The organism is Lysinibacillus sp. UBA6686 (assembly GCF_002455205.1).
Classification (GTDB): Bacteria; Bacillota; Bacilli; order Bacillales_A; family Planococcaceae; genus Lysinibacillus; species Lysinibacillus pakistanensis.
In genome coordinates this window covers 17274-30970 of sequence record NZ_DKJS01000019.1, presented here as the reverse complement: position 1 = coordinate 30970, position 13697 = coordinate 17274, and the positions used below count along the sequence as shown (strand labels likewise).

Sequence of the window (13697 nt, the reverse complement as noted above, 5' to 3'; positions counted from 1 at the left end):
GTTTTTCAACACTATGAGAAAGCTGATGCTAAAAAGTATCAGCTTTTTCTTTTTTTAAGCGATTGTAATTGTAGTCTGTTGAATATTTTAGAAAAGTGACATTAGAATAGCAGAATGTTTTTCAACAATTTTAAGGAGACTACTTGTATTTTAAATTATTTAGACGATAAATATAGGAAATATTATTTACTAAATTGCAATAGGAGCGGACAGTATGGAAAATCAAGAAAAACTTGCTCTCGCTATACGTAAAGAAATGATTTATTTTAATGTAAAGCGTATGCGAACAGTGGCATGGTCATTAATGTATGTTTCAGCCGTCATTACAATCATACATTATGGTGAGGTTTTCTTTTCAAAAACAGAGCGAGTGATGGTACCAGCTTATATTGCGATTCATACTATTTTGTTTTATATTGATTTGGCAGTTCTATTGCTTATTAAAGAAAAAAAATTACATGTTACATTCTTGAATATGCGCAAATATGAAATGGTTTTACTTATGTATATTTATACAGTGTTATTGTTAATTACAATTATCACTGTAATGGATGTTTATTATTTTAAGCATGTGGCTTTATATGAAGTGCTGTTTTTAATTATTTGTACGGTTTTCGCTATTTCTTTTCGTAAGATATCTCCATTAATTGCAGTAACTGCACTAGCAATTTTTATCAGTGCTTATTTAGGTAATGGAATATCGGGCGAAAGTATCAGGGTTTTCCTACCGTTGTCTCTTATTCTTCCGATAGGGTTCGTTATTCAGTATCATACCTACAAGAATCAGAAGCAATTCATCACACAACATATTTTGTTGGGGGAAGAAATGGCAAAATCCAAGCAATTCTCAAAATTATTAGTTGAAAAAAATAATGAGCTGTTAGAGCAAGCCCTCCGTGATTCGTTGACAAATCTTCCTAATCGACGAGCTTTTAATAATAAGCTGGTACAAATAGGGCAACAGCTTCATAAGGCTAAAAATCTAACAGTGATGATGATTGATATTGATTTCTTTAAAAATTTCAATGATCATTATGGTCATTTACAAGGTGATGAGGCATTAATTAAGGTTGCTGCACTACTAGATGAAATTGCTGAAAAGTATAATGCATTTGCTGCACGATGGGGAGGCGAAGAGTTTATAATTGTCAGCCAACACGCATCCAAATTTGCGGAGCATGTTTGTGAGGAAATTTTAGAAGAAGTCCGTAGTTTAAACATTCGTCATGAGCATTCAAAAATAGCCAACATTGTAACAGTTAGTATCGGAATGTGTCACGCCAAAATTTCAACAATTGAACAATTAGAGAAGTGCTGTGAATTAGCTGATCAAGCATTATATAAAGCCAAAGAAAACGGACGTAACAACTTTTATCTTCATTCAGCAGAAGACTTCCACCTCTACAGATGATGAGATGAATTCGGTTTTGGCTCCTTTTCAGTGGATGTCCCAACACCTACTGAAATAGCGGAACTCAGGCTAAGAACTTCACTTCCTGTGAAAACGCCTGAGTGACCAACATCACATTTTGGCCTAAAGCCTCCGGACGCAATTACATCAAGGCAAAATTGATAGCAAAATGAATTATTCGATGAAGGAGTATTTTATCCTATATAATGCCAGTGAAACGTTGATACAGAGCGTTTTCATGCCTTCTTAGGTTGCTTATTGTATAACGAAAGTGTTACAATATAGTTTAGTCAAAAAGAGCCAAGGGGGCATTTCTATGTCAATTGAATTAAACAATGAATTCGGCCAAATTGATATTTCAACAGATGTACTTGCACAAATTGCTGGTGGCGCTGCTGTAGAATGCTACGGTATTGTTGGCATGGCATCTAAACATCAAATTCGTGATGGTCTAACTGATATTTTACGTAAAGAAAACTTTGCAAAAGGTGTTGTTATTCGACAGCAGAACGACGATTTACATATTGATATGTACATTATTGTTAGTTATGGTACGAAAATTTCGGAAGTGGCTTACCAAGTACAGTCGAAAGTGAAATATACAGTGGATAAAACGTTAGGTATGAGCGTAAAATCTGTCAATATTTTTGTGCAGGGCGTTCGTGTAGCGAATGATTAAGAGGAGGAACTAAATCGAATGCAGTCTTTAGACGGAATAAAGTTTGCGGAAATGGTGCAAATGGGTGCTCATCACCTATTCCAAAATGCAAATTATGTTGATTCATTAAATGTATTTCCAGTGCCAGATGGCGATACCGGAACAAATATGAACTTATCGATGACATCTGGTGCCAAGGAAACAGAGCATTCTGCCTCAGAACATATTGGAAAAACAGCACAGGCTTTGTCAAAAGGTTTACTTATGGGAGCACGTGGTAATTCTGGTGTAATTCTATCTCAGTTATTTCGAGGCTTTGGGAAGTTTATCGAAAAAGAGGCGGCAATTGACGCTAAGGGATTTGCAGGTGCCTTCCAAGCTGGCGTAGATACAGCTTACAAAGCAGTCATGAAACCTGTTGAAGGTACGATTTTAACAGTTGCTCGTGAAGCGGCAAAAAAAGGCGTAGAAGTGGCTGAAACTGAAAACGATATCATTGCGGTGATGGAGGCATTTACAGCAGAAGCAAAAGCATCATTAGAGCGCACACCTGAGCTACTTCCAGTTCTTAAAGAAGTAGGTGTTGTTGATAGTGGTGGTCAAGGTCTTTTATTTGTGTATGAAGGATTTTTAGCTTCCCTGAAAGGTGAACCATTACCAGAGAAAAATGAAGCAACATTAGACGATTTAATCAATGCAGAACATCATAGAGCACAGGATTTCATGAATACAGCGGACATTGAGTTCGGTTATTGTACGGAAATTATGGTGCGCTTTGAGGAAGGCAAAGAGCCTTTTAGTGAAGAACAATTTAGAAATGAGCTAAACCCATTAGGTGATTCTTTGTTAGTGATTTCAGATGATGAAATTGCGAAAGTGCATATCCATTCTGAGCAGCCAGGTGCTGTTTTAGCAATGGGGCAAAAATATGGGAGTCTTATTAAAATTAAGGTTGACAATATGCGTGAACAGCATTCTGCTATTGTTGGTGAGGATCATAGAGCAACAACTCCTGTTAAAAGGGCTGAGAAACATCCATATGCTATTGTAACTATTGCAATGGGTGAGGGCGTGGCTGAATTACTTCGTTCAATCGGTGCATCCTACGTTATTGAAGGTGGTCAAACAATGAACCCTTCAACAGAGGATATCGTGAAAGCGGTGCAAGAAATTGGTGCTGAAAAAGTGTTAATTTTACCAAATAACAAAAATATTGTCATGGCTGCAGAACAAGCGGTTGAGCTTCTAGATATTGAAGCGGCAGTAGTACCTACTAAAACTATTCCTCAAGGGATGGCAGCTATTTTATCGTTCAATCCAGAAGCAACAGTTGACATAAACCAAAAAGCAATGTCAGAAGCTTTTGCTAACGTAAAAACTGGTCAAGTAACTTATGCAGTGCGTGATACATCTATAGATGGCATCCAAATTCATAAGGACGATTTCATGGCTCTTGCGGAAGGGAAAATTGTGTTATCTACACCAGCATTAAAAGACGCAGCTGAAAAGGTAATTACCGATTTAGTAGACGAAAATGCTGAAATTGTTACAGTTATTTACGGTGAGGATACAACAGAAGAAAATGCCTCTGAATTAGTAAAGTTTATTGAAGAGAACTATCCAGCAGTAGAAATTGAGTTATTTAATGGTAAACAAGGATTATATCCATATATTATTTCAGTAGAATAATTTAATGCCACTTAGTAAATAAATAGACAAAGCAGTGCACAGTCCGTGTACTGCTTTTGTTTATGCTATAAGGAGAATAGAAGATAATTACTGATTTACAATAGTCAAAATAAACAATTCACTGTACGTATCTAGAGGACGATAAAATTGGAAGTACTGGAATATAAGCCTTTAAGAGCTACTGTATATAGAGAGTGGACAGAAAATAACAATATTCTTATCGTGGAAATTATAGTCGTGTAAATTTTCTGAAAGTTGATAAATTATTGCTTTACTTTTATAGTTACTATCAAGCATGATATAAGTAAATGTAAATATTATTATATGGATAGAATAGAGGGGTGTTTGAATGAAGTTTACTTCAGTATTTGATATTATTGGACCTGTTATGATTGGGCCTTCCTCCTCTCATACGGCAGGGGCAGCTCGTATTGGACGTGTTGCTAGAGATCTATTTGGTAGACAGCCAAAGTGGGCAAAAATCCACCTATATGGATCATTTGCTGAAACGTATAGAGGTCATGGAACTGATGTTGCATTAATCGGAGGTCTTTTAAATTTTGATACATTTGACGAGCGTATTAAGACAGCCTTTGCTGAAGCCGAAAAAGCTGGGCTAGATTATGAATTTATCCCAGAAACAGCAAATACTGAGCATCCAAATACTGCGCGTCTTGTCATAGGTGATGATGAGGGAGAAATGTCTGTCGTTGGTATTTCTATTGGCGGCGGAAAAATTGAAGTAAGTGAAGTAAACGGTTTCAAGCTACGTTTAACTGGGGGAATGCCAGCCATTCTTGTAGTACATGATGATCGGGCAGGCTGTATTGCCAATGTCGCTAATTGCTTAGCGATGCATGATGTTAACATCGGTCATATGGAGGTTTCACGTATAGAGAGAGGATTAACGGCTCTGATGGTTATTGAAGTCGATCAAAATATAGAGGAAAAAGTTTTGCAACAAATTTCATTAATTCCACATATTACGAAGGTATCAAAAATTAACAACTAGGGGGTGTCTCACTATGGACGTATTGTTTCATAATGTTCGTGAACTTGTTGAACGAGCAGAGCGAGAGGGAAAACTAATTTCAGAAATTATGATTGAGCAGGAAATGCTAATAACGGGACGCTCGCGAGAAGAAATTATGGGGCAAATGGATCGTAATTTAACGGTCATGGAGGAAGCTGTTGAACGTGGCTTAAAAGGTGTGCAGTCGGTAACAGGCTTAACTGGTGGAGATGCCGTATTGCTTCAAACTTATATAGCGCAAGGAAAATCATTATCTGGAGATTTATTATTAGATGCTGTCAGTAAAGCGGTTGCAACGAATGAGGTTAATGCAGCAATGGGAACAATATGTGCAACACCAACCGCAGGCTCAGCTGGAGTTGTACCAGGTACGTTATTTGCTGTCAAAAATAAGTTAAATCCAACGCGTGAGCAAATGATTCGCTATTTATTTACTTCAGGTGCATTCGGCTTTGTGGTTGCCAATAATGCATCCATTTCTGGTGCTGCTGGTGGCTGCCAGGCAGAAGTTGGCTCAGCAGCAGGTATGGCTGCGGCAGCTATCGTTGAAATGGCTGGTGGTACGCCACAACAATGTTCTGAAGCATTTGCCATCACACTTAAAAATATGCTAGGTCTTGTATGTGATCCTGTAGCTGGGTTAGTGGAAGTCCCATGTGTAAAACGAAATGCAATGGGAGCGGCTAATTCACTTGTGGCAGCTGATATGGCTCTCGCAGGTGTCACAAGCCGTATCCCGTGCGATGAAGTAATTGGGGCGATGTATCGAATCGGACAATCTATGAGTCCTAATTTAAAAGAAACTGCCCGAGGTGGTTTGGCTGCGACACCTACAGGCAAAGCGATTAGTAAAGCCATTTTAGAAAATGGTGGATTACAGAGTATTAAAGCCATTCAATAAGCTTCTGACTAAACATGCTATCTATTTATAATGGGGTAGCATGTTTATTTTATCGCGATGGGGTCTTATTATTGCTCCTTCAACACTCTTGAATTAACATTTTCTTACGTTTCATTATTTTGGATAGTATGATATTTTATAAAAAATTTAAATTGATTTTCTAACAAGGGTGTGAGTAAGGTAATGGATTTACGCAATTTAAAAACATTTCACGTTGTTTCTACTTATCTTAATTTTACTAAAGCTGCTCAACTATTAAATTACAGTCAGCCAACGATTAGCCAGCAAATTAAGGCGTTAGAGGATGAGATAGGCCATACTTTATTCAATAGGATGGGAAAGAAAATGTTTCTTTCTCAAGTCGGAAAGATTTTAAAGGAGCATACGGATAAATTATTTAACATCCTAGAAGAAATGGAGGAGGATTTGAAAAATTTTGAAAAGCCTTATGGTCATTTAACAATTGCCGCTCCAGAATTTTATTGTGGATATTATTTATCCCATATTATTGGTTCATTTTTAAAGCTGTATCCACAGGTAAATTTGAAGCTTCTATGTGCTAACAGTAAGGAGACAGCCACTCTTGTAAGCTCTAATCAGGCAGATATAGGTTTTGTAGCAGGAAAGCCTAATTATTCAGGTATAGAAGGAGTTTTACTTGAAGAAGAGGATTTAGTCCTAGTTGGGAACCCAAATATTATAAAGGCCAGAACAATTGCGGAAATTTTCGATGAATACCCATTTATAACCTACGGGTTGGATGATAATATAAGGGGTTGTCTTCGTGACATTCATTGTGATCCAAAAACAATTGTCGAATTTGGAAGTGAAGAGGCTATAAAACGAGCAGTTGTGGGACAAGTAGGTTTAGCATTACTAAGTGATATATTGATAAAAAAAGAGGTAAATAAGGGCAGTCTTCAGGTGTTATATCGTTTTCCGAAAAGATTACCAACATATTTGATTTATCCACATAATTCTAAGGAATTTAGTAATGTTAGTATGTTTATCGATTTAGTAAAAGATACGTGGCGAACGATTTAAACAGAATAAAAAATGAAATGAACATCGCGCTTTTCTGCAAACATATTGTAGAATGGGGCGATTTTTATTATCAAATTTTTAATAGCATTAATAGGGAAACATAGGAAATGTTCTTTGTTTATTATGTAAATTTATCAATAGTTACTATTAGAAATAGCAATTTTTTATTTTCGATACTATCACTTACAATTTAGAAGACGGAAATTTCAAAAAAAGGGGATGACGTTGTGGGAGAAATGGAAGCGTTTATAAAATGGGGGACTGCATATGGGGAAATTTGTCATTAAAAAAGATGTAGAATTAAATGATCAACAAAAAGGAATAAATGTATATGTCTTAATATTTTGCCTTATCATTTTATCGGCCGTGTTGACGTATATCATTCCAGCAGGTGAGTTTCAACGAGAAGAATTGAATGGGAGAGAAGTGATTCAGCCAGGGACCTTTACTTATACGGATATGAACCCAATAGGATTCTTGGAGGTTTTTAGTAGTATTCATTCAGGTATGATGCAGGGTGCGAGTATTATTTTCTTTGTTTTAATTGTTGGAGGAACCTTTGGAATACTTTCAGCAACAGGTGCATTAGAATCTTTTATTGCAATGCTGTCAGTTAAAATGGCAAAGCGAGAGATGTTGATGATTCCCGTGCTAATGTTATTTTTCGCATGTGCAGGTTCATTAATGGGGATGTCTGATGAAACAATCGTATATGTAGGCATACTTGTCCCACTTGCCATTGCTTTGGGCTTTGATGCTATTACAGGATTCGCTATCGTCATTCTAGGAGCATCAGTTGGCTTTTCAGCGGCAGTAATGAATCCGTTTACTGTAGGGATTGCCCAAGAAATAGCTGGATTGCCTTTGTTCTCTGGCATTGCTTTGCGTCTTATCATCTTTGTCATTTTATATGTTACAGCTACTATTTATGTCTATCGCTATGCTAGGAAGGTAAAAAATAACCCTTCGCTCGGTTTCTACGGAAATTTCAAATTTGGCAATGCAGAGGGGCATACGAATCAGTCAATCAAAATGGAATTAAGTCATAAGCTCGTTATGTTAACATTTCTCTTGAATTTCATTGTCCTGATGTATGGTGTCATTAAATTAGGATGGTATATTACTGAAATAGCTGGCTTGTTTTTATTATTTGGTATTTTAATGGGGCTTATTGGAAAATTATCGCCATCACGAATTGCTAATTCCTTTATGAAAGGTGCGGGAGATTTAATTGGTGGCGCATTAATTATTGGGTTAGCTCAAACAATTCTTGTTATTTTTAATAATTCAGGGCTTATTGATACTATTCTATATCATACAGCCTCAATACTTGATACTATTCCTCCAACATTAAATGCGGTAGGTATGTTTGTTTTCCAACTATTTTTGAATTTTTTGGTGCCATCAGGGAGCGGACAAGCTGCTTTAACAATGCCAATTATGGCTCCTTTATCTGATATGATTGGTGTTACAAGGCAAACGGCAGTTCTTGCCTATCAATTTGGTGATGGAATGTCTAATATCATTTTTCCAACTGTCGGATTCCTTATGGCTGGACTCTCAATTGCAGGAATACCATGGGGAAAATGGATAAGATGGATTCTACCTTTCATGTTGTTGCAGATTACGGTTGCCGTTGTATCACTAATTATTGCGCAGATTATTCAATATGGGCCGTTTTAAAAAGGAGTTTTACTAATGGAAATCACAAATTTAGAGTCTTTGACAAAAAGAGCAATTGACGACAGACGATATCTTCATCAATACCCTGAGCTTTCTGGTCAGGAGTTTGAAACGAGTAAATTCATTCGAAAAAGATTGATGGAGTTGAATATTGACATATTGTCTTTTGGACCACCTAGTGTTGTTGCGTTAATAAAGGGGTCAAAAGGTTTAAAAACTATAGCACTAAGAGCAGACATAGATGCGCTGCCGATTATTGAAGAGGGAGAAAAACCATATATATCTAAAAAAACAGGGATTGCTCATATGTGTGGTCATGATGGTCATACGGCAATATTACTTGCTGTTGCTGAATGGTTATCGAAAAATGAGGTTGAAGCAAATGTTGTACTCATATTCCAATCTGCCGAGGAAATCACACCTAGTGGAGCTGACTTATTAATTAAACAAGGTGTTTTAGAAGGGATAGATGCTATTTTTGGTATTCATTTATGGCAGGGTCTTGAAAAAGGAAAAATTGGGTTAACTCATGGGCCAATGATGGCTTCCATTGATGATTTTGAAATTGATATCAAAGGATTCGGTGGTCATGGATCAATGCCTCATGAAACAATTGATCCCATCTATATTGCAAGCAATTTAATCCAAGCCTTTCAAAGTATAATAAGCAGAAACATAAATCCAATTGAAGCAGGAGTTATTACTGTAGGGAATGTTCAAGCTGGTACAACGTATAATATTATCCCTGATTCAGCGAGATTAATAGGAACAATAAGAGCATTGACGCCCCAAACAGTCGATATCATTCAAACAAAAATGGTCAAGTTAACAGAGGGAATATGCCAAGCTTTTGGTGCAAAAGGAAAGGTTCGATTTATAGTAGGAACTCCACCACTAATAAATGACCCAAATGAGTCAAGATTTGTGGAAAATATTGTTTGCCAAGAATTTGGACAGGAAGTATTTGAATTGGTTAATCCAGTTATGGGAGGAGAAGATTTCTCCTATTATTTACAGAAAAAACCTGGAGCCTTTATTTTTGTCGGTATGGGTGGAGAAAAGAGTCAGTATCCTCATCATCATCCTAAGTTTGACCTTGATGAAGATGTGTTTCCTGATGCGATAAAGTTATTTATTGAACTAGTAAATCATTATTAATAGAGGGTTTGTATGAAGCAGAAAGGATGTTAAACATGAAAATAAAGAAAGTTGAAGTGTTTGCTGCACGATTATTATTAAAAGAACCTTTTGTCATTTCATATGTTCATTTAGATGATATGCCAACCATATTTGTAAGAGTTGAAACAGATGAGGGGACAGTGGGCTGGGGTGAGGCTGTTCCTGATCAAAATGTAACGGGAGAAACTTGGGAAAGTACTTATCATGTTATTAAACATGAATTAGCTCCACTAATTATAAATGAAGATCCATTTGCTATTGATTATATTCATCAAAAATTCAGTCATAAGATAAATGGCGTTCCTTCTGCAAAAGCTGCACTAGATATTGCTATCTATGATCTAATGGGGAAAATTACTGGGCAGCCGGTTTATCAATTAATTGGTGGAAAAGCACATGAAGAGCTCCAGGTTCCACGAGTAATTAGTATTAAAGATCCTCAGGAAATGGCAGAGGATGCACGTAGTTTTGTGGAAGCGGGTTTCAGGAATATAAAAATGAAGGTAGGCACCAATGCAGACACTGATATTGAACGAATTAAAGCTGTCAGAAATGCTATAGGAAACACTATTCAGCTTCGTGTTGATGCTAACCAAGGCTGGAATAGAATTGAGGCCTTGAAAGTAATACGCGAAACATCTGATTGTCATGTGGATTGGTATGAGCAGCCAGTGAAGGCACATGATATAAGAGCTTTAAAAGAGATTAGATCCGTTGCAAATCATAAGGTAATGATTGATGAGGGTGTACATAATATTTACGATTTAGTGAATGTTATTGAGATGCGTGCAGCGGATATGCTTAATATTAAACTAATGAAATCTGGCGGTATTTATCCTGCCTTAGCTTTAGCGAGTTTAGCACAGGCAGCCGACATGCTATGTCAAGTTGGATCGATGGTAGAATCGGCTATCGGCACAATGGCAGGAGCACATCTGGCAATGAGTAAAAACATTATTCAAACAAATGAGATGGTGGGTCCTTTAATGTTTATCAAGGATGTGGCAAAAGTCCACTATAATAGAGATGTAATTCAATTTAGTAACAACCCGGGATTAGGCATTGATGTAGATGAAGTATATGTAAACGAAATTACTCGTTTTTCCTGTGAAATAAACAAACCGGTATAAGGGGAATAGTTACAATCTTGAATAATATCTAAAATAGGAATGTTGAAATAATTTAAACAAGCCCCACCTTCAATTTGAGGTAGGGGTTTTTAGTGCATTTGAAAATGTATATTGTAAGGAAAGATCGTAGTTTTATGATACAGTGTTAATAAAAAAGCTATTAGCTACATAGATCAATTAATTTATATACTAGCATCATGAAGGGAGTTGTCGTACAAGATGACTGATTTAACGAGTCCAGTCACCGGATTAAAGGGAATCGGGAAGGAAACTGCAGGACATTTAGAGGCATTAGGCATCGAGACGATAGCAGATTTATTATGGACGTTTCCACATAGACATGAGGATTTTAGGTTAAAGGATTTGGCACAAACACCCCATAATGAGCGTGTTACTGTGGAGTGTAAAGTAGAGCGTGAGCCGACAATTTTGTTTTTAGGCCGCAATAAATCAAGATTACAGGTGACAGTGCTAGCAGGTCGCCATTTAGTGAAGGTTGTATTTTTTAATCAAGGCTATTTAAAGCAAAAGCTTATTCCAGGAGCTATTATTACCGTCACAGGAAAGTGGGACAGAGGCAGACAGGTAATCAATGGAACATCTGTCACATTTGGTCCAAAGACAGAGCAGATCGACTTTGAGCCTATCTATAGCTTGAAGGGCCTTATTCCGCAAAAACGATTTCGTAAATATATGCGACAGGCGTTAGATGACATTGGTGCAGAGATACCTGATGCTATTCCATTACATATACAAGAGGCCTATAAGCTTGCTCCAATAGCTGATGGTCTTGAAGGAATTCATTTCCCTCTCGATGCAGGGCATGCAAAACAGGCTAGACGGCGCTTTGCCTATGAGGAGCTACTATTCTTTCAGCTACGTATTCAAGCTCTACGTAAAATTAGAAAGGATAGTGAGCATGGCACCATAATACAATATGATTTACAAAAACTGCGTGCTTTCATTGCATCGTTACCTTATGAATTAACTGCTGCCCAAAAACGTGTGGTTAATGAAATTTGCAAAGATCTGAAAGAACCACATCGTATGAATCGTTTGCTTCAGGGAGATGTAGGGTCAGGGAAAACAGTTGTTGCGGCAATTTGCCTCTACGGAGCTGTTACTGCAGGTTTTCAGGGAGCGTTGATGGCGCCGACAGAAATATTGGCAGAGCAACATGCTGAAAACTTGACAGAATGGTTTGAACCATTTGGTGTACGTGTCGCTTTACTATCAGGATCAACAAAAACAAAAGAGCGTCGCTTACTTTTAGAGGAGCTTGCTAATGGCAGTATTGATATTTTAATTGGGACACATGCACTTATTCAGCCAGATGTTATTTTTAGTAAACTTGGTTTTGTGATAACCGATGAACAGCACCGTTTTGGGGTTGAGCAGCGTAGAATTCTGCGTGATAAAGGAGATAATCCGGATGTGCTTTTTATGACGGCAACCCCTATTCCACGTACCCTTGCAATCACAGCGTTTGGGGAAATGGATGTTTCCATTATTGATGAAATGCCAGCGGGACGTAAACAGATTGAAACGCACTGGATGAAAAAAGAGCAAGTTGGCTCTGTTCTGTCAAAGCTTGAAATGGAACTTGCTGCTGGTAGGCAGGCATATGCGATTTGCCCGCTCATTGAGGAATCTGATAAACTTGATGTCCAAAATGCAGTTGAGATTTATGAGCAGCTCGCCACGTATTTTAGCGGAAGATACCATGTTGGATTAATGCATGGTCGTCTGACAGCCGATGAAAAAGATGCTGTTATGCGTGCCTTTAGTGAGGGGGCAATAGATGTGCTTGTTTCAACAACAGTTGTTGAGGTTGGTGTAAATGTACCGAATGCAACTTTTATGCTTGTTTATGATGCAGAACGCTTTGGGCTTGCACAATTGCATCAATTGCGGGGACGTGTTGGACGTGGAGAGCACCAGTCATATTGTGTATTACTGGCTGACCCAAAATCAGATGAAGGGAAGGAGCGAATGCAGTCTATGACAGAAACGAATGATGGGTTCCGACTAGCTGAAAAAGATTTGGAACTGCGTGGACCAGGTGATTTTTTTGGCCGGAAGCAAAGTGGTTTACCAGACTTTAAAGTAGCTGATTTAGTGCATGATTATCGTATTCTTGAGACTGCGAGAAAAGATGCTATCGAGATGCTTGAGACGGATGCTTTTTGGCAGCACGATGACTATCAGGCTTTACGGGCAATGCTTGAGCAATCAGGCGTCTTGCAGGGGGAACGCTTCGATTAATAATTATTCAGATGCTATCAACGGGATGTAAGAACTTGTTTTGAAAACAGGTCTTGCATTCTTTTTTTATAGTCTATATACTGATATTAGTACCAAGTGCTAATAACAACTAAAAAAGGTGGCGAATGATGTTGAGACGAACGAAAAAAGAGCGACAGCGACTATTATCTGAAACGATAGCTGAAAATCCATTCGTCACAGATGAACAGCTTGCAACACAGTTTCAGGTGAGTGTCCAAACGATTCGTTTAGATCGTATGGAATTAGCAATTCCAGAATTGCGAGAGCGAATTAAAGATGTTGCTTCGAAAACCTATGAAAATGAAGTGAAATCACTACCGATTGATGAAATTATCGGAGAAATTATTGATATTGAATTGGATAATCGTGCATTATCTATTTTTGACGTAAAAGAAGAGCATGTTTTTCAGCGCAATGGCATTGCACGTGGACATCATTTGTTCGCACAGGCAAACTCATTAGCAGTAGCGGTTATTGATGACGAACTGGCATTGACAGTGCATTCAAATATAACGTTTGTGAAACCTGTTAGAGCTGGAAATCGTGTTATTACAAAGGCAGTTGTTATCGCACGTGATGATGAAAATCATCGAACAAAGGTAGAGGTAACATCCACTGTTAATGGTGAAACTGTTTTTGTTGGTGAATTTGATATGTACCGCACGAAAGGTTAAGGTGAACAA

11 protein-coding genes are annotated in these 13697 nt (G+C 37.6%); all 11 read left to right on the top strand.

The features are described 5' to 3' along the window. Nucleotides 1–214 precede the first annotated feature (214 nt). The 11 genes from B2R82_RS05165 to fapR all read left to right on the top strand — a co-directional run bounded on the left by B2R82_RS05165 (nt 215) and on the right by fapR (nt 13688). Complete coding sequence (locus B2R82_RS05165; protein WP_286923855.1) at nt 215–1411, top strand: GGDEF domain-containing protein; 1197 nt, start codon at nt 215–217, stop codon at nt 1409–1411. Between the two features lie 316 nt (nt 1412–1727). Continuing rightward, nucleotides 1728–2090 (top strand): Asp23/Gls24 family envelope stress response protein, encoded by a 363-nt coding sequence (locus B2R82_RS05160; RefSeq protein WP_054770620.1) that lies wholly within the window; start codon nt 1728–1730, stop codon nt 2088–2090. Between the two features lie 18 nt (nt 2091–2108). Further along, nucleotides 2109–3758 carry a DAK2 domain-containing protein gene (locus tag B2R82_RS05155; RefSeq protein ID WP_286923854.1) on the top strand — a complete coding sequence of 550 codons (1650 nt, stop codon included), beginning with the start codon at nt 2109–2111 and terminating at the stop codon, nt 3756–3758. Nucleotides 3759–4107: 349 nt separating this feature from the next. Further along, entirely contained in the window at nt 4108–4770 is a 663-nt protein-coding gene (gene sdaAB, locus B2R82_RS05150) for an L-serine ammonia-lyase, iron-sulfur-dependent subunit beta (protein ID WP_283871129.1), read from the top strand. Nucleotides 4771–4783: 13 nt separating this feature from the next. Continuing rightward, nucleotides 4784–5692, top strand: a complete 909-nt coding sequence (gene sdaAA, locus B2R82_RS05145; RefSeq protein ID WP_286923853.1) for an L-serine ammonia-lyase, iron-sulfur-dependent, subunit alpha — start codon at nt 4784–4786, stop codon at nt 5690–5692. 183 nt (nt 5693–5875) lie between these two features. Next, nucleotides 5876–6736, top strand: coding sequence for a LysR family transcriptional regulator (locus B2R82_RS05140; RefSeq protein ID WP_286923852.1), 861 nt, complete (start codon nt 5876–5878; stop codon nt 6734–6736). Between the two features lie 267 nt (nt 6737–7003). Further along, entirely contained in the window at nt 7004–8419 is a 1416-nt protein-coding gene (locus tag B2R82_RS05135) for a YfcC family protein (RefSeq protein ID WP_286923851.1), read from the top strand. Between the two features lie 15 nt (nt 8420–8434). Then, complete coding sequence (locus B2R82_RS05130) at nt 8435–9577, top strand: M20 metallopeptidase family protein (protein WP_286923850.1); 1143 nt, start codon at nt 8435–8437, stop codon at nt 9575–9577. A 35-nt stretch (nt 9578–9612) separates the two neighbouring features. Beyond that, nucleotides 9613–10728 carry a mandelate racemase/muconate lactonizing enzyme family protein gene (locus tag B2R82_RS05125; RefSeq protein ID WP_286923849.1) on the top strand — a complete coding sequence of 372 codons (1116 nt, stop codon included), beginning with the start codon at nt 9613–9615 and terminating at the stop codon, nt 10726–10728. Between the two features lie 219 nt (nt 10729–10947). Then, nucleotides 10948–12993: an ATP-dependent DNA helicase RecG gene (gene recG / locus B2R82_RS05120; protein WP_286923848.1), complete on the top strand. Its 2046-nt coding sequence runs from the start codon at nt 10948–10950 to the stop codon at nt 12991–12993. Between the two features lie 131 nt (nt 12994–13124). Next, nucleotides 13125–13688, top strand: coding sequence for a transcription factor FapR (gene fapR / locus B2R82_RS05115; RefSeq protein WP_283872753.1), 564 nt, complete (start codon nt 13125–13127; stop codon nt 13686–13688). Nucleotides 13689–13697: the final 9 nt, after the last annotated feature.